General features: G+C 35.5%; 20 protein-coding genes. 7 read left to right on the forward strand and 13 right to left on the reverse strand.

Going from position 1 to position 21,171, the window contains the following annotated elements:
* The first annotated feature begins 95 nt into the window (after positions 1-95).
* Positions 96-968 carry a diacylglycerol/lipid kinase family protein gene (locus M9426_RS05050; protein ID WP_250341517.1) on the forward strand — a complete coding sequence of 291 codons (873 nt, stop codon included), beginning with the start codon at positions 96-98 and terminating at the stop codon, positions 966-968.
* 4 nt (positions 969-972) lie between these two features.
* Positions 973-1,611 (forward strand): aspartate/glutamate racemase family protein, encoded by a 639-nt coding sequence (locus tag M9426_RS05055; protein ID WP_005955240.1) that lies wholly within the window; start codon positions 973-975, stop codon positions 1,609-1,611.
* 317 nt (positions 1,612-1,928) lie between these two features.
* Here the strand turns inward: M9426_RS05055 and M9426_RS05060 are convergent, their stop codons facing one another.
* The 3 genes from M9426_RS05060 to M9426_RS05070 all read right to left on the reverse strand — a co-directional run bounded on the left by M9426_RS05060 (position 1,929) and on the right by M9426_RS05070 (position 6,082).
* Positions 1,929-3,815 carry an ABC-F family ATP-binding cassette domain-containing protein gene (locus M9426_RS05060; RefSeq protein ID WP_250341518.1) on the reverse strand — a complete coding sequence of 629 codons (1,887 nt, stop codon included), beginning with the start codon at positions 3,813-3,815 and terminating at the stop codon, positions 1,929-1,931.
* Between the two features lie 93 nt (positions 3,816-3,908).
* On the reverse strand, positions 3,909-5,141 hold the full coding sequence (locus tag M9426_RS05065) for a Fic family protein (protein WP_005955216.1): 1,233 nt from the start codon (positions 5,139-5,141) through the stop codon (positions 3,909-3,911).
* Positions 5,142-5,332: 191 nt separating this feature from the next.
* The gene (locus M9426_RS05070) at positions 5,333-6,082 is read right to left on the reverse strand and encodes an IclR family transcriptional regulator (RefSeq protein ID WP_005955304.1); all 750 of its coding nucleotides are present in this window, start codon (positions 6,080-6,082) and stop codon (positions 5,333-5,335) included.
* Positions 6,083-6,521: 439 nt separating this feature from the next.
* Between M9426_RS05070 and M9426_RS05075 the strand changes: the two genes are divergently transcribed.
* The 3 genes from M9426_RS05075 to tnpA all read left to right on the forward strand — a co-directional run bounded on the left by M9426_RS05075 (position 6,522) and on the right by tnpA (position 8,107).
* Positions 6,522-6,794, forward strand: coding sequence for an autorepressor SdpR family transcription factor (locus tag M9426_RS05075; RefSeq protein ID WP_005955259.1), 273 nt, complete (start codon positions 6,522-6,524; stop codon positions 6,792-6,794).
* Complete coding sequence (locus tag M9426_RS05080) at positions 6,784-7,425, forward strand: SdpI family protein (RefSeq protein ID WP_005955183.1); 642 nt, start codon at positions 6,784-6,786, stop codon at positions 7,423-7,425. Before M9426_RS05075 ends, M9426_RS05080 begins: the two co-directional genes overlap by 11 nt.
* A gap of 208 nt (positions 7,426-7,633) precedes the next feature.
* Positions 7,634-8,107 (forward strand): IS200/IS605 family transposase, encoded by a 474-nt coding sequence (gene tnpA / locus M9426_RS05085; RefSeq protein ID WP_005955379.1) that lies wholly within the window; start codon positions 7,634-7,636, stop codon positions 8,105-8,107.
* A 133-nt stretch (positions 8,108-8,240) separates the two neighbouring features.
* On the opposite strand, the gene M9426_RS05090 is transcribed toward tnpA, so the two are convergent.
* The 7 genes from M9426_RS05090 to M9426_RS05120 all read right to left on the reverse strand — a co-directional run bounded on the left by M9426_RS05090 (position 8,241) and on the right by M9426_RS05120 (position 16,119).
* Positions 8,241-9,035, reverse strand: a complete 795-nt coding sequence (locus M9426_RS05090) for a carbon-nitrogen hydrolase family protein (protein ID WP_250341519.1) — start codon at positions 9,033-9,035, stop codon at positions 8,241-8,243.
* Positions 9,036-9,042: 7 nt separating this feature from the next.
* Entirely contained in the window at positions 9,043-9,918 is an 876-nt protein-coding gene (locus M9426_RS05095; RefSeq protein WP_250341520.1) for an undecaprenyl-diphosphate phosphatase, read from the reverse strand.
* Between the two features lie 100 nt (positions 9,919-10,018).
* A complete protein-coding gene (dnaB, locus tag M9426_RS05100) occupies positions 10,019-11,380 on the reverse strand; it encodes a replicative DNA helicase (protein WP_250341521.1) in 1,362 nt (453 codons plus the stop codon).
* A 5-nt stretch (positions 11,381-11,385) separates the two neighbouring features.
* The gene (gene rplI / locus M9426_RS05105) at positions 11,386-11,835 is read right to left on the reverse strand and encodes a 50S ribosomal protein L9 (protein WP_005955268.1); all 450 of its coding nucleotides are present in this window, start codon (positions 11,833-11,835) and stop codon (positions 11,386-11,388) included.
* A gap of 1 nt (position 11,836) precedes the next feature.
* On the reverse strand, positions 11,837-13,834 hold the full coding sequence (locus tag M9426_RS05110; RefSeq protein WP_250341522.1) for a DHH family phosphoesterase: 1,998 nt from the start codon (positions 13,832-13,834) through the stop codon (positions 11,837-11,839).
* 11 nt (positions 13,835-13,845) lie between these two features.
* Positions 13,846-14,763: a DUF2232 domain-containing protein gene (locus M9426_RS05115; RefSeq protein WP_250341523.1), complete on the reverse strand. Its 918-nt coding sequence runs from the start codon at positions 14,761-14,763 to the stop codon at positions 13,846-13,848.
* A 168-nt stretch (positions 14,764-14,931) separates the two neighbouring features.
* The gene (locus M9426_RS05120; RefSeq protein ID WP_250341524.1) at positions 14,932-16,119 is read right to left on the reverse strand and encodes a MalY/PatB family protein; all 1,188 of its coding nucleotides are present in this window, start codon (positions 16,117-16,119) and stop codon (positions 14,932-14,934) included.
* 196 nt (positions 16,120-16,315) lie between these two features.
* Here M9426_RS05120 and M9426_RS05125 point away from each other — a divergent pair, with 196 nt between their 5' ends.
* Complete coding sequence (locus M9426_RS05125; protein WP_250341525.1) at positions 16,316-17,026, forward strand: helix-turn-helix domain-containing protein; 711 nt, start codon at positions 16,316-16,318, stop codon at positions 17,024-17,026.
* A gap of 78 nt (positions 17,027-17,104) precedes the next feature.
* Here M9426_RS05125 and M9426_RS05130 read toward each other — a convergent pair whose 3' ends face one another.
* Both M9426_RS05130 and M9426_RS05135 read right to left on the reverse strand, forming a co-directional pair.
* Positions 17,105-17,947, reverse strand: coding sequence for a DegV family protein (locus tag M9426_RS05130; RefSeq protein WP_250341526.1), 843 nt, complete (start codon positions 17,945-17,947; stop codon positions 17,105-17,107).
* 50 nt (positions 17,948-17,997) lie between these two features.
* The gene (locus M9426_RS05135; protein WP_005955132.1) at positions 17,998-18,441 is read right to left on the reverse strand and encodes a MarR family winged helix-turn-helix transcriptional regulator; all 444 of its coding nucleotides are present in this window, start codon (positions 18,439-18,441) and stop codon (positions 17,998-18,000) included.
* A 354-nt stretch (positions 18,442-18,795) separates the two neighbouring features.
* Here M9426_RS05135 and M9426_RS05140 point away from each other — a divergent pair, with 354 nt between their 5' ends.
* Entirely contained in the window at positions 18,796-19,263 is a 468-nt protein-coding gene (locus M9426_RS05140; protein WP_250341527.1) for a radical SAM protein, read from the forward strand.
* Positions 19,264-19,381: 118 nt separating this feature from the next.
* Here M9426_RS05140 and M9426_RS05145 read toward each other — a convergent pair whose 3' ends face one another.
* Complete coding sequence (locus M9426_RS05145; protein WP_148465019.1) at positions 19,382-20,959, reverse strand: AbgT family transporter; 1,578 nt, start codon at positions 20,957-20,959, stop codon at positions 19,382-19,384.
* Positions 20,960-21,171: the final 212 nt, after the last annotated feature.

Consider the following 21,171-nt stretch of genomic DNA (forward strand, 5'->3'; position numbering starts at 1 on the left):
AGTTAACATCAAAGAAAAGTCCTTTAAGGCAAGTTGGGTTAAGATTATTGGAAAAGCAAGGAAGATTTACTATAATAAAAGACAAGTGATGAATTATGAAAAAATTATTTATTATAAGTTCTAAGTCAGGTAGGGGTCGTGACAAAAATTTTGAGAGAGAACTTTTAAAATATTTTAAGGAAGATGAAATAAAAATTACAGAAAAAGCAGGAGATACAATTTCCTTTGCAGAGGATTTTAGAGATAAAGGAGGCGACCTCCTCTTTATAAAATCTGGAGACGGTGCCCTATCAGAAGTTGCCAGCGTCCTTAGAGCTAGTGACACAGCCCTGGGACTTGTGCCAGGAGGAACGGGCAACGACTTTTCCAAAAACTTTAGACCCTTCGAACTTTCAAATATTTTTAATTATGAAATTTCGCCCATTGATTTAGTAGAAGTAAATGGAAAAACTTGTATAAATGTAACGAGTCTTGGCTTTGACACCAATGTTTTGAAGTACGCCTATGACATTATGAAGAGGAAAAATATTTCAGGCAAGCTTGCCTACCTCTATGGAGTTATAAAAAGTGTGGCAAATTTAGAAATTGTAAATTTAAAAATTTCTTATTGCGACCAAGAAGACATAGAAAGAGAAATTACTGGGAGATTTTTAGTATCTGCCCTTTGCAACGGATCCTATTATGGCAACGGATTTAATCCATCACCAAGGGGAAGGCTAGACGATGGACTTTTGAATTTAATCTTGGCAGATGAGATGGGACCCCTTGGGATTATAAAATTATTCTCGTCCTATCGCAAGGGAGCCCACCTGGGCAAGCCTGGTGTGAGAGAAATTATTACAAGGTCTGGAGTGATTTCATCAGACCAAGAATTTTTATACAACATTGACGGAGAAATTTACAGGGCAAGGGAGATAAGTTACAAGGTCTTGCCCAAGGCATTAAAGTGGATTTATTATAAGGAGTGAGAAGATGAAAGTTGGAGTATTCGCAGGGACTCATGAAGACACAAGGATGGGGGTAGACCTCTTAAGGGAGAGGGGATTTGAAAGCTTGTCCTATCCAATTTCTGAAAACCCCAAGGACCAGTCCCTCCTTCAATACTATTCAAGGGAAGACTTGACAAGGCTCGTTGAAGAAAAAATTGTGGATGCAAAGGCTAAGGGGGCAGAGAAAATTTTTATCTACTGCAACTCTCTTTCGGCCTCCATTGACATCGACGACCTATCCCGTCGTCAGGCAATACAAATTATCACTCCCTTGGACTTTTATAAGGAACTTGACTCTAAGTATAAGAAGTTGATTATCCTTGCAGCAAATTCAAAATCAGCCTACGGTGTTGATGCCCTTGTCTGTGAAAAAAACTTTAGGGACACAATTTCTCTTGGCATCCTAAGTCTTGTGGAAGAAATCGAAAAGAAGACTCAGCCAGAAGAAATCGTAAAGAAGCTGGACCTTAGAGACCTTTTTAATTTTTTCAATAAGATGGAAGATGTGCCAGATGGAATCATCCTTGCCTGCACCCACTTCCCCTACATGAAAGAAGAATTTAAAAAATTAACAGACATAGAAATCCTAGACCCAGCCGAGGACATGATAAAGAGACTGTAAAGTTAATTGATCCACAAAAATTGAAATTCTGCACGAAAAAAAGAGCTTTTTATTAGCTCTTTTCTTTTTTTTACCCACAAAAGTGGATAAGTTTTATGAAATTGTGGATAAGATTGTATAATTTTTATAAAGTTAGCTTAAATTTCTTGTAAAATTGCAAATTTCACTTGTTTTATGAGAATATTTTCAAAATGTGCATGAATTGTGCAGAACTTTTCAAGACAGATGTTCATATTCTTGTGGATAATGTGGATAAAGCTGGGGATAAAGTCTTTATCACAAGTAGGCTTGTGGAGAAAAACTTTATAAGATTTTTATCAATCCTCAAGTTCCATCCATTTTTCATAAAGGTCTTCTAAAGTATTTGCAAGGCTTTCACGCTCTATTGATAAATCACTTGCTAGTTGATAATCGCTGTAAGTGTTAGAGTCTGCAAGTTTAGAGTCTATTGTGGATAACTTTTCTTCGATCGTTGAAATTTCTTTTTCAATTTTTTCTTTTTCTTTGCGAAGGGCCTTATTTTTTTTGCGTTCTTCTCTCTCTTCACGCTTTTCCTTTTCAATTTCTGTCCTTGACTTGTAGTCATCCTCAAGACCTTCCACCTCTGTGGTCTTTTCAAGATAATAATCGTAGTTGCCAAGGAAGGTGTTGATACCAGATTCAGTCATTTCAAAAATTTTATCAACAGTCTTATTTAAAAAGTACCTGTCGTGGGATATGGATAGGACAGTTCCATCGTACTTTAAGAGAGCGTCTTCAAGGATTTCCTTGGAGTCGATGTCCAAGTGGTTTGTAGGTTCGTCAAGGACAAGAAAGTTTGCCCCCTTTAGCATGATCTTTAAAAGTGACAGCCTTCCACGCTCTCCACCAGATAGCTCGTCGATTGTCTTAAAGATGTCGTCACCTACAAAGAGAAATTCTGCCAGGTACTTTCGAATTTGGAAGTGCTCAAGCTTTGGAAACTCGTCCCAAATTTCGTCCATGACAGTATTGTCTAGGTTTAAGTTGTCAAGCTCTTGGTAGAAAAAGGCAACATCCACATTAGAACCAAGTTTAACTTCTCCAGAACTTGGAGGAGTTTCTCCGGCTATAATCTTAAAGAGGGTGGACTTGCCAACACCGTTGGGACCAATTAGCCCAATCTTGTCGTTTTTGTAGACAAAGGCATTGAGGTCTTTGAAGACTAAGTGGTCGCCAAAGGACTTTGAAAGGTCCTTGATCTCCAAGACGTCTTTGCCTGAAGTTTTCTTTGGCGTGAAGTGGAGATTGGTCTTCTTGTTAGATGCCGGCATCTCAATCCTCTGCATCTTATCGAGCATCTTCTTACGGCTCTTGCCCTGCTTGATGAACCTGTCACGTCCAAGATTCATATACCTCTTTATAATCTCTTCCTGCCTCTTGATTTCCTTTTGTTGGTCCTCATATTGCCTCTTCAAGACTTCAAAGTCCTTCTTCCTCTGTCTCATGTAGGTGTCGTAGTTGCCCTTGTAGGATTTGGTTTCCCCATTTTCCAAGAGGACAATCTTGGAGACAATGTTGTTTAAGAAGTATCTATCGTGAGAGATTATGATGACAGCCTTGTCAATGTCCTTTAAGTATTTTTCAAGCCAAGAGATTGCCCCAATGTCCAAGTGGTTGGTAGGCTCGTCAAGTAAGAGCAGGTCTGCCTCTTCGAGGAGGAGCATGGCTAGGGCCACACGAGACTTTTGCCCACCAGATAGGGTGGAGATGTCCTTGTCAAAGTCCTCTTCTGTGAAGCCAAGACCAATTAGGGTTCCCCTTATCTTTGAATTATAAGAATAGCCATCCCTCTTGTGAAACTCATCTTGGAGCCTTTGGTACTTCATGAGCTCTTCGTCGAGATTGTCAGGGTTGGCGGCAATTATGTGTTCTTGATTTCTCAAGTTTTTTTCAAGTTCTATTAGGTCAGCAAAGATTGAAAGGCAGTTGTCGTAAATGGACCCCTCAGTGTGAAGGCTAAGTTGTTGCTCTAGGTAACCTACCTTTAAATCTTTTTTTCTAAAAATTTCTCCTTCATCATAGGAGAGATTTTCTGTGATTATATTAAAAAGAGTGGACTTGCCACTTCCGTTGATTCCAATAAGGCCAATTTTATCCTTATCCTCAACTATTAGGTTTCCAGCCCTAATAGTTTCTTCATCAATATAGGATTTTTTTATATTTGTTAAACTAAGTATTGGCATGATGACCTCCCAGATACATTTTAACAAATTGTAACTTTCTTTAAAAGACAGAGGCTATTGATAAAAAAAGACCTGCAGCAGCAAGTCTTAGATTTATAAGTTTTCTATAAAATTATCATTCAAAGTATAAATTAAAGGTCTTTCCTTTACAGCTTTTATAAAACTATCTTTTTCAAGTTCCTTCAACTCTCTTATTTTTTTGTTTTTATTTTTAAAATCATTAGTATATTCAAATATTTCATCTCGTGTGAGGCCCTTATTGTTGTCAAAATAATAATTTTGACAGAGTAAAAATAGGATGGATTCTTTTAGCTTACTATTTAAAGTTGAGCTATTATTTTCAATACACTTTCTAGCAAGATTCAAATTTTCTATCTTATTAGTCAAATTAAAAATAATATCTTCTTGACCAGCTATTAAAGTTTTTAAAAATTCATCTATAAAATAATTTAGCTCTCCCTTATTTATTTTTGAATTAGTTATATCAAAACTTTTGTAGTAAGAAGTCTTGTTAATCCAGCATCCACGAGCAAGGGACATAGAAGTTAGATAAGAATACTTGCTCCTAATAAAGATACTTGAAATAAATCTATTTACACGGCCGTTTCCATCATAAAAAGGGTGAATGTATCCAAAATAATAATGAAAAATGGCAACCCTAATGAGTAAGTCTAAATCGGTATTTAACAAAAAATTTAGAATATTTGACAAAGACTTTTCTATTTTATTTTCGCCTATGACACCTGTGTGTATAATTTCGCCATTTACAGAATTTTTCTTTTGGACATAGACTGGCTCCAACCTAAAAAATTTTCCATCAAGTTGGTCTTTTTCGTCAATTTCTCCCTCAGTTATCTCGTCATAAATTTTCCGAATATCTTTTAAATCTGATGGGACTTTCAAAGAACTTTCATTTAAAAGCAAGAGATAGGATTTAATCATACTAGTGAGCCTTATTTGTTTGGGATTTTTCGAATTTAAAATATTTCTTGTAGTTTCGATTATTTCCTTCTTTTCTGACTTTACGCCTTCAAGATCATTAGTGCTTTTTAATTCACTAGAAATAATTTCCAACAAATTTGCACTTTTAGCAATTATTGGCAGCTCATCATCTAATTTTTCTAAAGTATTATTATTTTGATTTATTAAATCTATTAGATTTGAGGTCTCTCTATTGAAGACATAATAAAGTTGAAAGGATAAATTTTCCCTGTAAGGCTTTATACTTAGATTAGTTCTTAAAGTTTCACTAAAATCGATTCGTGATTTATAAATTTTTTCATATTCATTTTTATTCTTGTAGTATAAAGTGTATAAATAATCCATAAATCCTCCAATAAAATCAAAAAAACATTAAATTTTATTTATTTCAATAAATTATAACAAAATAAAATCAAAAAAACATCAAAATTTGATTTTATTTTAAAATCTTTAAATTATAAAATAAAAAAATGAGAGAATTTTAAGAATATAAAAAATTTAGACAAAGAAAAAAGTTGCGCCACATTGACGCAACTTTAAGTTTCTGAATAGCCCAAATTTTTTGAAAATTCAATACCAGCATTTTTCACTGCCTTAATATATTCTTTTTTAGAAGCCTCGTTGATCCTTTCCTTTGGAATGACAACTCCAATAGCTCCCACAAGTTGGTCCTTGTAGTTAAAGACAGGGGCTCCAATTCCAATAACTGAATCAATGTATTCTGAATCAGATACAGAAAGTTTATTGTTTCTTATTTGCATTAAATCATGCCTCAGAGCTTCCTTGTCAACAGGTGCATCAAGGTAGTCGGAAAGGTCCTTTTTTAAGTAGTAGTTTATATAGTCATCAGATTGAAAGGCCAAGATAGTCTTTCTTATGGCTCCCTTGTGGAGGTCAATTTCTATTCCAAAATTTTCCACAATCTTTAGGGAGTGCTTGCCTTCAGACTTGGAAAGCATGAGGCCCTTGTCGCCAGACTTTATGACAAAATAAGAGTCCTCATTAGTCATGCCAGACAAGTTTTCAAGGACTGCTTTGCCAACAGCTTGTGGATCAAGCTTTGAGGATGCCTTAATGCCAAGGGGAATTAGGGCAGGTCCCAGACCATAGAGATGGGTCCTTTCGTCCTTGGACACATATCCAACCCCAATTAGGGTGGAGAGAATTCTGTGGGCAGTGCTTGGGGGTATATTTAAAAATTCAGAAATTTCTGCAATTGTAAGCTCTCTATTTTCACTTTTTAAGATGTCTAAAACATTAGCTGCCTTGACTAAACTTTGAATCATAATTTCACCTTCCAGCCTTAATTATACCACATACTGGAAACTATTTCATTCTTAGAAATTAATGTGCCATAAGTTAATCTAATCGTAAGGAAAGAGAAAAGTCTTTTTATTATTTTAAGTTAAATTTATATTTTTTGTTTAAAAAGTTAATTAAAGTTAATTTTTTGATTTTTTTGTGGAAGAGAATATTTTTTATTATGTAAGAAGGTATTTGTTGATTTATAAATTCTAAAATTTTAGAAGCTAATGAGTTTTAAAAATTGAAAGTAAGTGATTCGCAAAAATAAAATTCTCAGAAAAGAGAAAGTCGTGAATAATTAAAACAAAAACTATTTAGATAAATTTCAAAATAGTCTTGACAGAGAGGAGAAATTTTATATAATTAAATTAATCATTTAGATAATTATCAAAATAGAATTAAAGGAAGGGAAGTGGTCTAGTGTTTTCTGATACCTTTAAGGCCTTGTCAGACCCTGTTAGGCTAGAGATTTTAAATATGCTTAGGTCGGGCAGGATGAATGCAGGAGAAATTGCTGACAAGTTTAACCTAACCAAGGCGACAATCTCCCACCATCTAAAAATTTTAAAAGACCAAGACCTAATTTATGAAGAAAAGGAAAAGAATTTTATTTACTACGAACTCAACACTTCAGTTTTCGAAGAAATACTTACATGGATTGTGAAATTCAAAGGAGGTCCAGATGAAAAATAAATTTAAACTAAGAAAAGATTCAATAATTTCCATAATCGCATCAATTTTAATTGTAGTAATTTTTAATCTCTTGTTTTATGACAAGATGCCAGCAGAACTCCCAACTCACTGGAATTTCCAAGGTCAAGCCGATGACTATAGCTCAAAGTTTCATGCTATGGTAGTAATTCAAGGCTTTCTTGTACTTATGAATGCCTTCCTCTGCTTTATGCTAGACAGTGACCCAAAAAATAAGAAACAATTTAACCTTGTAATGACAATAAGTAAGCTTTCCATGCCCGCAATAATGCTTTTGATTTATATAATAACAGTTATGGCAGGATTTGGAAGAGAGGTAAAGGTGTCAACGATACTTCCAATTTTTATTGGTCTTTTATTTATCGCCATTGGAAACTACCTTCCAAAGATAAAGAGGAACTACACTATGGGGATAAAGCTACCATGGACCCTTAACAGTGACGAGAATTGGAGAAGGACTCATAGGCTTGGTGGAATTTGCTTTGTAATAATTGGACTTTGTATTATACTTTCAGTATTTTTAAAAAGTGAAATTGTATTTTTAGTCCCACTTTTTCTTGGTGCAATAATTCCAGCAGTTTACTCTTATTATCTATATACTAAGGGAATTTAAAATTAGAAGTCTTGGTTGACTTCCAAGGTATAAAAAAACTCTTGCAAAAATATCTGCAAGAGTTTCTTTTTGTACGCTTTAGCATGAATAAACCACCAGCTATGCTGGTGGTAGAAAAATAAAGCTTTAGCTTAAAGCAAAAAACCTCCCGTGATAAACTATTAATGTTACTGGCAGTAGCATAAATAGAAAAGGGAGGTATCCTAAAATGGATAAAAATAGTTTATCACATACATCCTGGAATTGTAAGTATCACGTAGTATTTGCTCCCAAATATAGGAGACAAGTTATTTATGGAAGATTAAAACAAGATATAGGAAAAATATTAAGAGATTTATGTGATAGAAAAGGAATAAATATAATAGAAGCGGAATGCTGTCCAGACCATATTCATATGTTATTGGAAATTCCACCGAAATACAGCATATCCCAAACAATGGGATATTTAAAAGGGAAAAGTAGTCTAATAATATTTGATAGGCATGCAAATTTAAAATACAAATATGGGAATAGACACTTTTGGTGCAGAGGATATTACGTAGATACAGCAGGAAAGAATGCGAAAAAGATACAAGAATATATAAAAAATCAATTAAAAGAAGATTACATGGCAGATCAAATAAGTATAAAGGAATTTGTAGACCCGTTTACGGGTGAGCAAGTGAACAAAAGCAAAAAATAAGGTGCTTTAGCACCAGCTGTGAAAATTGGTGCACGAGAAAGAAAGTTCAAAGCATGGAATGCTGCCGGTAACAGCCCCTTATAGGGGCAAAACAAACCACCGGCTTAGCCGGTGGTTATGATTTTATAAATTTTTATAACTTTCTATTTTTTCTCGATACTTCAAGGGGAAGTTTTTCTCTTTCCCTCTTAACCTTATTAGCTTCTAATTTTAAGACTGCATAATTTTTATCTTCGCCAAGGTCCACTTCTATCTTGCCACTTGGGTCAACTATAAGTGAGTGGGCGTAGGCATTCTTTGACAAGTCATCATCTCTTGCTATGGCAGGAGAGACCAGATAGCATTGGGTGTCAACTGCACGAGCCCTGTTGAGAAGGTGGAAGTGAACTTCCCCAGTCTTCTTCATAAAGGTTGATGGAACGAAGATGACTTCTGCTCCATAGTCCCTAAAAGTTTGGAATAGTTCAGGGAACCTCAAGTCAAAACAAATGGCAAGGCCAAAAGTTCCGTACTCTGTTTCAAAAACTCCAAGGGACTTGCCACCAGAAATTGTGTCTGACTCCTTGTAGCCTTCAATGTCGAAGAGGTTGATTTTGGAATACCTGTAGATTTCTCTGCCAGCCTTGTCAAAGACATAGGACCTGTTGTAGATTTTGTCGCCAGACTTAATTGGTATTGAGCCGCCAATCAAGTAGACTTTATTTTCTTTTGCCACCTGGCTCATCTTCTCATAAGTTTCGCCAAAGTTCTCTTCAGCAAATTTTGTGAAATAAGAATTTTGGTAGGGACAGTTCCACATCTCAGGAAGACAAACCACATCAGCTCCTTCTTTTTTTACAAGAGCTACATATTCTTCCATTGTCTCTAAATTTTCTTTTTTGTCGCCCTTAGCAGGCAGCTGAATTATTCCAACCTTAAAATCTTTCATAGTCACCTCAAATTACATTGAAAAAGCCAAGGCATAGGACTACTAAGCCAAGGACAATTCTATAGTATCCAAAGGGGATGAAGTCGTGTTCACGGACGTAGCCCAAGAATTTTTTAATTACAACAAGAGCAACGATGTAGGAGATTATACCTCCAAGTAAGATCAAGAACCATTGCCATAGGCTAAAGGAAAAGCCAATTTTTAAAATCTTTAGGGCAGTTGCACCAAGCATTGTTGGGACTGCGAGATAAAAGGAAAACTTAGCAGAGCTTGTTCTCGAGCAGCCAAGTAGCATTGCCCCAATAATTGTCGCTGCTGAACGAGATGTGCCTGGCACCATGGCAAGGCATTGGAAAAATCCAATGAAGAGGGCAGTCTTAAGTCCAATGTCATCTAGAGTTTCGTACTTAAAGTCCTTATCCTTATTATTTTTTTCCATAAATATAATTACTATCCCGTAAAAGATAAGTGCAATAGCAACTGTTATGGGATTAAAGAGATGGGCATCGATAAAGTCGTCTAAGAGGAAGCCAAAGAAGGCTGCTGGCAAGAAGCCAACAATAATCTTTGCGATTAGTCTCATTGTCTCAAGGTCTCTGTACTTAAATTTTTCCTTAAAGCTTAGTTCATTGTACTTTTCTTCTCCAAGAACTGCTACTAACTTGCCCCTGGCAATGGGATTGATGTCGTAGAAGTAGAGATAAACTACTGCTAGGATAGCACCAAGTTGGATGATGACGCTAAAGGCATTGGAAAAGGCCTTAGGCTCAAGTTTTATAAAGCTGTCAGCTATTATAAGGTGGCCTGTTGATGATACAGGCAAAAATTCTGTAAGCCCCTCGATGATACCAAGGAAGATTACTTTTATTAAATCTAAAATCATATTAACCTCCAATATTTTTTCAAAGCATATTATAACATTTGTCGTAAAAAAAATAAAAGACTCTGCTTTCACAAGAGTCTTTAAAAATTTTATTTACTTATCAATCGTTTCTCTGCAAGTTCAAGAATTTTGTAAATTCCTTCTTAAACATTAACTCAACAGTTCCCGTAGGACCATTCCTGTGCTTGGCGATAATAACTTCACCAACATTTGGTTTCTCTGATTCTTCCTTAGTATAATACTCATCTCTGTAGAGGAACATTACAATGTCGGCGTCCTGTTCTATGGCACCAGACTCACGAAGGTCAGATAGGATTGGTCTGTGGTCAGTCCTAAGTTCTGGAGCACGAGAAAGTTGTGAAAGGGCAATGACAGGAACTTCTAATTCCTTGGCAATGGCCTTGAGGTTTCTCGATATGGCAGAAATTTCTTGTTGCCTTGACTCAGACCTTGATGACATCTGCATAAGTTGTAAGTAGTCAATTACAATTAGATCAAGTCCCTTTTCCACCTTCATCCTTCGACACTTGGCCTTGAGTTCAAGTGGAGAGATTCCAGCTGTGTCGTCAATTTCCATTTTTAAATTAGACACAATTGGCATGGTGTTAATTATCTTTGTCCATTCTTCTTCATTTAAGTTACCACTAATGACCTTTTGGAGGTCAACGTGGGAAGTGGAAGAGATAATTCTTTGGAAAAGTTGGTTCTTACTCATTTCAAGAGAAAAGACTGCAACTGATGCACCACCTCTTAGGGCAGCGTTAGTTGCAATGTTTACCATGAGGGCAGTCTTACCCATGGAAGGTCTAGCTGCCAACAAAATTAAATCAGACTTTTGAAGTCCAGAAATTTTTCTATCTAGGTCCACAAAACCAGTTGTAAGTCCCGTAAGGGCATTGGGGTTTTGGGCCTTTTTTTCCATTTCAGAGAAGGAGTCCAGGGCAATATTTTTTATATTTACAAGGCCGTTCTTTGTGGAGTCCTGAGTTATGTCGAAGACAGATTTTTCTGCAAGTTCAATAATGAGGTCTGCCTGGGCATCAGGAGAATAGGCAGCAGAAATTACCTTGTCCGATGAATCAATTAGCTCTCTAAGGATTCCCTTCTCCTTGATGATCTTGCAGTAGTATTTAATATTTGAAACTGCAGTTACATTAGAAGATAGGTCTGCAAGGTAGGTGATACCACCAACAACTTCAAGGTCGTCGGTCTTTTTAAGTTCCTCTGCAATTGTAATTACATCGGCAGCTTCATTTCTGTTGTAAATATTTAAGATGGCAGTGTAAATTTTTCTGTGAGCTTCTTGGTAGAAGTCCTGGATATTTAATAGCTCAATGGATGTTGTGATGGCTTCCTTGGAGAGCATCATGGAACCAAGGGCTGACTCCTCTGCCTCCAAATTGTGGGGAGGCATCTTTAAATTTGAAACAGAATTAAAATTTAATTCTCCCTTTGCATCCATATCAATCAAGATTCCGGTCTAACATTTACTTTTAAAGTAGCAACAACGTCTGGGTAAAGCTTGATGTCAATGTTTTTCATGCCAGCTTCCTTGATGTTTTCTCCAAGTTCGATTTTCTTCTTATCAACATCAATCTTGTGGTCTTGTTTTAATTTTTTTGCAATGTCAGCAGAAGTGATGGCACCAAAAAGTCTTCCACCTTCTCCAGCCTTTGCCTTAATAGTTAAAGTGATTTCACTAATTTTCTTCTTGATTTCATTAGCCTTAGCACGGTTTTCTTTTTCTAATTTTTCTTCTTCAAGCTTATTCTTCTTCCATGTTTCCATGTTTTCTGGAGTAGCTTCAATGGCAATACCTCTTGGTAGTAAGAAGTTTCTAGCATAGCCAGTCTTTGCGTTAACTATTTCGCCTTTTTTGCCTAGAGTTTTGTCGTCCTTAATTAAAATTACTTTCATATTATTCCTCGCTTTTATTATCAATTAAATATTCGTCAATTGCATTTATTAAAATCTTTTCAGCTTCGTCTAAGTCTGTTGTGTCAAGTTGGGCTCCAGCCATATTCAAGTGGCCGCCTCCACCAATTTTTTCTAGTATAAGTTGGACTGATACAACTTCTCCACGAGACCTGCCTGATATATGGACCTTGCCATCATTTATTGTTAGAACAAAGGATGCGTCTATACCATTGATATCAAGTAGGGCATCAGCAGCTTGTGCTGCAACGAGTACCGAGTTGTTGGATTCCTTGTCAAATCTTGAAACGGCAATGTTGTCGTGGATCATCTTAGTGTTGTGAATTACTTCTGCCCTATAAACCATTGTATCCAAGTCGTCTTGGAAGAGGGCCTTTACCTTTAACATATTTGCACCAGCTCTCTTTAAGATGGAAGCTGCTTCAAAGGTTCTTACACCAGTTTGGAAGGAGAAGTTCTTAGTGTCAACAACTATACCACTCATTAGGGCATCAGCCTCAAAGTGAGTTAGGTTTAAGTCGTTAGACATATAAGTTAGCATCTCAGTTATAAGTTCACAAGTTGAAGATGCATAGGGTTCCACATATTGGAGGACTGGATTGTCAACAAATTCCTTGCCCCTCCTGTGGTGGTCAATAACCACAATTTGGTTGGTTTTTTCTAAGAGGTCTGGACACTCTGTAAAGGATGGCTTGTGGTTGTCCACTAAAATTAAAAGGGAAGAGTGCTTAATATTACTTAGTGCAGTTTCCCTAGAAATAAGTTTTTCGTAAGTTTCTGCTTCTTCTTCCTTCATCCTATCAATTAAATTGTCAATTGATGGGTTGGATTTTTCTAGGACAATAAAGCCTTCCTTATTTCTATTTAAGGTTGCACGAAGACATCCAATAGCTGCCCCAATGGCATCCATGTCAGGGTTTTTGTGGCCCATGATGTAGACATTTTCAGACCTGTCAATTAATTGTTTTAGGGCTTCACCAATTACCCTTGCCTTAACCTTATTTCTCTTTTCCATGGCCTTTGATTTTCCACCAAAGAACTCGTAGTTGTCGTCAACTTTTACTACAGCTTGATCGCCACCACGACCTAGTGCCAAGTCAAGAGAAGAGTCAGATTCAATATAGGCATCCTTGAAGTTAAGTCCAAAGGAAGAAACACCAATGGAAAGTGTAATTGGAATTGAGTTCCCCTTGTTGAGGTCTCTTAGGTCATCTAAGATGTCAAATCTCTTTTCCTTAATTGCCCTTAGGGACTTAAAGTTCATAACGACAAGGTATAAGTCCTCGTCAGATTTTCTTACTAGGGCATCGTACTCTTCAAAGTATTGGGAAATTGTTGAGTCAATTTCTGCAATTAGAAGGGGTCTAATTTCTGATGGGGCAGAAGATATTGCCTCATCAAAGTTATCCACTTCAACCTTTGCCACTATGGCAAATTCATCTGTGTACTTGTCCTTTAAGTTTTGGTAGGCAGTGTTGTCCACTAGATAAAATAGGACAGACTTGCCATCTCCCTTTTCAGACCTGTTTTCAACAATGTTGGTATAGATGTTAAAAAATCTTTTATTTACTTCAACAGGTATAGTTCTTTGACCCTCAGAGTTTAAAATATTTGCAATATCAATATCTCCAATCAGGTTTTCTAGGTCGCCCTCCAAGACATTACTTTCATTAAAAAGATTGATGAAGGGAGTATTGTACCAGAGAATTTTTGCCTTTTCATCTGTAACAACTAGGGGAAAGGGCATGTCGAAGATTGCCTGCTTAGTAAGAGAATCAAATCTTTCATTTAAGTTTTCAAGCGTTTTTAAATTTTCTTCATTTTTTCTATTTATCTTGTTATAGGCCAAGAAGGCTACATAGGCGAGGCCTAGGATTCCCAAAAGACCAAGAACTGGTCTTGTGAAGATTAAGGCCACAACAAGAATTATTCCAAAAATAAAAAATGGAAGAAAATCTTTAAGTTTATAATTATTTTTCATAGCATTCTCACTTATTTAATTTTTCTAAAGTTAACAATTTGATCAAGTCCACCAAGGATTATTAAAAAAATCTGTAGGCTTGATATAGTAAAGCTAAGCCCTATTAAGAGAAATTGTAAAAATCTCTTAACTCCAAATCTTGTCATGTAAAACTTGGCGAGAGCAAGGCCAGAAGCATAGAGCATAAAGAAGACTAAGTTCATTAGGTTAATCATAAAGACTTGACCTGTGGGTCCAAAGTAGTCGCCAGTTAGTGAAAAGATGGCGAGACTCACAAGTGACAAGGCTATAATTTCCCTTGGGAACTTCAAGAATTCAAGAGAGGATGGTTGAATAATAAAAATCCCCCTTGCAAGAAGACTTCTTCCAGCCCATGTATAAGTAACATAGGAAGTCACAATAGATGTGATAATTAGGACAGATGGAAGAATTTGCAAGAATTTCTTGTAGTAGAGTTCTACATTTTCTGTGAAAATCGCCATAGTCCCTGAAGATAAAATATCTTCGCCTGCTAGGTTTTTGTAAAATTCTGTAATGGAATTTATAGTATCCTTTGAATTTAGGACTTCACTGTTGATCCCAAAGGCAAAGAATAAAACCATTATTGATGTAAAAAATATTAAAGATGTCGCCAAGATAGTCATGGAGACAGACCTTTTTGTTGTAATCATGTAGTGAAAAATTAATATGAAGGGACCAAAAATTGTAAAGACAACTATGGCTTGGACTGGTCCCATAAAACCAGCAATTAAAAGTACAACGGCAAGAAGTGTTGCCATGACTTTTATAATTCCTTCCTTCACAGATTCAGCTACATACATAGAAGGAAACAAAATATATAGAAAGGGAAAAATCATTCCAACCATTGAAATGAAAATAGACCTTGTGAAGAGTCTAATGAGTCCCTTATAGTCAGTTTCTTTTTCCAATAAATCAACTCCTATCCACCTTATTTTACCATAGAATTATAATTAGATAAAGAATTCTAACTTTCACGAGTGCACCCATGAAAAATAAAAAAGTTCCTAAAGAATAGGAACTTAATTTTAAAAATTAATAATTTGTTTGTAGCAAATTTAAAAATGAAATTTAATTTATTATTGTTCTTGTAATTCATTTATAGCTTGAACAATTTTATTTAAACCTTCTTCTAGGATGTCCCTTTGGCAGGCGATACTAAGTCTAAAGTAACCATCTCCAGGTTGGCCAAAGACAATTCCATCTTCAATTAATAAGTCGTACTTTGTAATTAAGATGTCCATAAGATCTTTGTGATTTACGTAGGCCCCAAAATTTATCCAGGCCAAAAAAGTTCCTTCGGGTTTCTTGTATTTTGTTTGTGGAAGTTTTTCCTCTAAGAAGCTGACAATAAAATCAAAATTGTCCTCAACATAATCCATTACTTCATCAACCCAATAAGCGCAGTGAGAGTAAGCTGTCTCACATAAAACCATATCAAGTGGTGGGGCAAATCTAATGAAGTGCTTACCATAAGTTTCCTTGTTCCACCTGTCTTTTAAATCCACATGGTCGATTATAATTTGTGCAATTGGAAGACCGCCAACATTAAAGGTTTTACTGGGTGCTACAGCTGCAGCAATTTTATCATAGGCACCGAGACTCATAAGGGGATAGTGTCTTACATTTTTTCTTGTTAAGTCACAGTGAATTTCATCGGAGAAAATAGTTAAGTCATATTTTTTGCAAATCTCAATAATTTTTAAAAGCTCTTCTTTTTTCCATACACGCCCAACTGGATTGTGTGGAGAGCAAAGAAGAAGCATTGTGCTATTTGGATCTTTAGCTTTTTCTTCAAGATCATCGAAGTCAATATAGTAGTAACCATCATCATTTATTAAATTATTATTGACAACTTTTCTTCCGTTTTCTTCTATCAATTGTGCAAAGGGATAGAAAACTGGCGGTTGAATAATTATTCCATCACCTTCTTTTGTAAAAGAATTTATTGCAAATCCAATGGCTGGCAAGACGCCAGGGGAATAAAATATTGAATCTTTTTCTATATTCCAAGAAAATCTATCATGGTACCAGGCTTCAATAGATGAAAAATATTTTTGACCTGGCATTGACTGACCAAAGAATCCATGATCTACTCTTTTTGATAGAGCATCTATAATTTCATCAGCTACCTTAAATTCCATATCAGATAACCAAAGGGGAAGGGCTTTATCGCTAGCCCTAGAATCAATAAAGTCCTTGTGATCCCATTTTACGCTGTTACTTCCACGTCTATCATGCTTAATTTCTAAATTTAACTTTTTCATTTTTCACCTCTCAAGATAAGTATATCAAGGAAGAAAAAATTTTTTTATTTCAGAAATTTACTCTAAAGAAACTTTACTGTAAAAAGTTTCTTCTAAGTAGAAAAGATCAACTTATTATGATAAAATTCTAAAAAAATAAATTATTTGGATAATAAAAGTATTAAAAGAATATTTATAGGAAATTTGGTGAATTAGAATGGATCAATATTTAAAAGAAGTTGGCAATAAAATAAAGAAAATAAGGAAGTTAAAAAAGATGACCTTAGATGACTTAGCAAGAAAGATACATAAAAGCAAGTCAGCGGTGTCAAAATATGAAAATGGGGAAATCAATATTGACCTAATTACCCTAAAGGAGATTAGTGATGTATTTGAAATAGAAATAGCTAATTTAATACCTCAAAGCATAGCTGAATATAGGGGGAAAAATATGGACCTAGACAGGGTCCCTAAATTCTTTAAGGATGGTTCAAAAATATATTCCTATTATTATGATGGGAGGAATTCAAAAATTATTAAGTCCCTTATTGAGATAAGAAGAGAAGAAGCTGAAGACAACAGGGTCTGTATGTACATGAATATTTCAGATTATGACTTTCCTTATATTTGCGAAAACACCTACTATGGAAATATTGAACATTTTGACAGCATAACAAGAATAAATTTGGTCAATAAGTATACGGACCTTGAGAAGCCAAATATTTCAATTTTGTCGCCCTTTGTTGACTCTGAAATAAGATGGGGACTTTGGAATGGAATTTCAATTAGACCAATAATGCCAGCGGCTATAAAGATGCTTTTTTCAACAAAGATTTTAGATGAAAATAAAGAATTGCAGAAGAAACTTATTCTAAATCGTGAAGATATGACCTACATAAAAAAATTCAATATGTTTTCTGTTTTTTAAGTTGAAGTTTAAGTTGATTAAATAAAGTTTATGAAAAATAAAAAAGTTCCTAAAGATTAGGAACTTTATAAGTTAAAATTATTTGCTGAAGTAGGACAAGAAAAGGGCGCCAGGACCTGTATGAGTCCCAACAACACTACCAATTTGTATAAACTCTGGTGAAGAAATTTTATCTTCCCAAAGGCTCTTTGTCTCTCTTAGGTATTTTTCAATTTTGCTGCCGTCACGACCTGTGTAGCCAAGTTTGATTGGCATGTCAAAGTCAATGGACCCAGTCTTTTCTATCTCACTAATGAAAAGATTATTGGCATTTTTTATTCCCTTGGCCTTGCCAACAGATGTAATTGCTCCATCCTTCATGGCAAGTAGGACCTTTACAGAGAAGAGGTTGCCAAGAATGGCTGAAGTCTTTGAAATTCTTCCACCTCTTTCAAGGTATTCTAGGGTGTCAACTAAAACAACTAGTCTAAGTTTTTTCTTTGCTTCATCTAGTATATCCTTTATTTCCCTTGCAGACTTGCCTTCTTTTACAAGTCTTAGTGCATATTCAACTAGAGCGCCTTCAGCGTTAGAAACATTAAGACTATCTACTATAAAGATTTTCTCTTCAAGGCCTTCGCTTGCAAGCTTGGCACTTTGATAAGTTCCGGATAACTTTGAAGATAGGACAATAACAACTGCCTCGTCTCCCTTATCTATTACTTCCTTGTAGACATCCATAAAGGCCACAGGTGTTGGTTGACTTGTCATAGGAAACTCTTCCTTTTTCTCAAGTCTTTCATAAAATTCGTCTTTTGTAATATCAACTGAATCTAGGAAGTCTTCATCTCCAAAGGTAACGTGGAGGGGAACGACAATTAAGTCCTTTTTAATATTTTCTTCCACATCACAAGTTGATCCCACAATTATTTTTACTGCCATATATTTCCTCTCAATTATAAATCTATTCTATAAATTTGAATTCCATCAAATTAAAGTTTTTCTTCTGTCAAGTTCTCAATATTTTCTGAAAGGGCACCTAGGACCTCGTAAAAGATTTCCTTCTTGTCCCTTGAAATATTTTTGTTTGCAAGCTCAATGTATTCCATGGTCTTTTCACTTATCTTGGAACCTATAAGCCTTCCCTTTTCTGTGAGATAAAAGCTGCCGCCGTAGTTGTTCTTCTTGTTAGACTTCTTTTCTACGATGCCAGACCTTATCATTTGGTTTAGGTTTCTCGACACGTCAGACTTGTCCTTACCGCTTATCTTCACAAGCTCCTGGGAGTTAAGTTTGTCGTGGTCGTAGAGGGCCAGCATATAGATGAGCTGACTTGCGTTTAAGCCAAAGTCCTTCATGACTTGTCCTGCTAACTTCTGCCAGTTTTTTACAATATTAAAGACCTCACTGGAAAAGTAGTTGAATTTATCTAGCATAAGCACCTCACTAATTTAATGCAAGCTTAAGTATAATTAATACTTGTTGACCTGTCAACATTTATATCTTTGAAGATTTTTTATTAAAAATATGTGTTAAAATGTCATGAGAGATGAACTTCTTAAGGAGATGATTTTATAAATAGGTATTCAAAAATAACTAACAAGACAAAAAGAGAAATTGTCCTCTTAAAGGCAAGGCCATGTAAGTGGGGCAAGTGTACTTTTTGTGATTATATAGATGACAATGAGATAGACAATAAAAAGATAGATGAGATAAATCTTGAAGTTTTAAAAAATGTAACAGGAGAGTTTGGAGTCCTAGAAGTCATTGACTCTGCATCAGTTTTTGATTTGACAGATAAAAGTCTTGAGGCAATAAAAAAAGTTGTTGAAGAAAAAAATATAAAGAGATTATTTTTTGAAGCTCACTGGATTTATAGAAATAGATTAGATGAGATAAGAGATTTTTTTAAAGTTCCCATAACTTTTAAGACAGGGATAGAAACTTTTGACAATGACTTTAGAGAAAGAGTACTTAGAAAGGGCGCAGACTTTAAAGACTATAGGGAAGTTAAAAAATATTTTGACTCCCCCTGTGTCATGGTGGGCATAAAGGGTCAGACGAGAGAAATGATTGACCACGACATGGAAATTATAAAAAACTTTTCTCATGCGACAGTAAATATTTTTATGAATAACTCAACAGACATCAAAAGAGACGATGAACTTGTGAAGTGGTTTGTAGAAAAATATAGGTATCTTGAAGATGATCCAAGAGTTGATATTTTATTTGAAATAACAGATTTTGGTGTGGGCTAAAAAAATATTTTAGCAATTAGGCTCCTAAGAAGGAGCCTTTTTTACAATCTAATAAGATGATAGCATAAAAAATACCCGATGGAAGATCCACCGGGTTTATTATTTGAGAATATTTTTTTTAGATAAATAAGAATGAAACCATATCTTGTACGTGAAGTGGTGCTTCAGGTCCAACAGGGATTCCAATTAGATACCAAACTATCATTAGGACTGTCCATCCAACTAGAAAGAACATAGAGTATGGAAGCATCATTGATGTAAGAGTTCCAAGTCCAGAATCTTCGTCATACTTTTGCATGAATACAACAATCATTGCGAAGTAAGACATAAGTGGTGTGATGATGTTTGTTGAAGAGTCACCAATTCTATATGCAACTTGTGTAAGTGCAGGTGAAAGTCCAAGGTTGTACATCATTGGTACAAAGATTGGAGCCATGATTGCCCATTTTGCTGAAGCTGATCCCATGAATAGGTTAAGGAAGGCTGATAGCAAGATGAACATTATTAGAAGTGGTAGTCCCTTTAGTCCAATTGATTCTAAGAAGTCTGCCCCGTTTTTTGCAAGGATAAGACCAAGGTTTGTTTGGTTGAAGTATTTTACAAATTGCGCTGCAAAGAATGCAAGAACAAGGTATCCGCCCATGCCCTTCATTGCCTTTGTCATTGCGTCAACAAGGTCGTGTGAATTTTTAATAGTTCCAACAGTTTTACCATAAGCAATACCAGGGATCATAAATAATAGTAGCATTGCAGGGATAAGTCCGTGACCTAAGAAAAATTTAAGAGTCTTAATATCTTTTCCATCTTCTAGGGCTCTAAATGGAGCATTTGATGGGAACATTAAGAATGCCATAACTACAACAAAGATTATTACAGCTATAAGAGCATTTCTAAGACCCTTCTTTTCCACATCTGTAAGTGGACTTTCGTCAGCCTTGTAAGATCCGTGATATTCTCCTAAGTTCTTTTCAACTATTCTATTAGTTACAAAAGTACCAATTATTGTGATTAAGAAAGTTGATACAAATAGGAAGTACCAGTTACAAGTAGCGGCAAGAGTCATGTCAATACCACCAGCTTTTAAAGCTTCGTTTGTGATATTTGTAAGTAATGGGTCAGTTGTACCAAGTAGTAAGTTTGCAGAGAAACCACCACTAACTCCTGCAAAGGCAGCTGCTATACCAGCAAGTGGATGACGACCTGCATTTGCAAATATAAGTGCTCCGAGTGGTACTACTACAAGATAACCAGCATCAGATGCAATATTTGACATTACACCAGCGAAAACAACTGTAGCTGATAGAAGTGTAGGGTTTACATTAGATAGAAGTCTTTTTAAAGTTGCATTAAAAAGTCCACTGTTTTCAGCAACACCAACACCAAGCATAGCTACAAGTACTGTTCCCAATGGAGCAAAACTTGTGAAGTTTTCTGTTGCAGAGTTAAAGATGTAAGCTAGACCCTCCCAGTTAAGTAGAGAAACTGCTTCCTTAGTAACTTCTTCTCCGGCCTTGGCATCAAAGTATGTTACACTTAGTCCTGCTTTTGCAGCGAAGTAAGATATAATGATTACGATTGCACTAAGTATAGCAAAAATCATGGCAGGATGTGGTAATCCGTTACCAATTCTTTCTACAGCCTTCAGAAAGCCGCCAACGTCATTTTGATCTTTGACTTTTTTGTTTTGTTCTTTCATAAATTCCTCCTTTAATGAAAATAATATCCTCATAATTTAATACTATATTATCTATGATATACTTGCAAGGAATATTTGACTTTACCGCAAAGTATTATATTGCGTTAATAGATTGAAGTGGATGCTTAAATTTTTTAAAGAACAAATAAAGAGAAATAAGTTAATTATCCAGTCTTCAAGTGTAATTTCATTTCACAAATTAAGTTTATTAT

Origin of the sequence: Peptoniphilus genitalis (genome assembly GCF_023614525.1) — a bacterium.
Classification (GTDB): domain Bacteria; phylum Bacillota; class Clostridia; order Tissierellales; family Peptoniphilaceae; genus Peptoniphilus_A; species Peptoniphilus_A genitalis.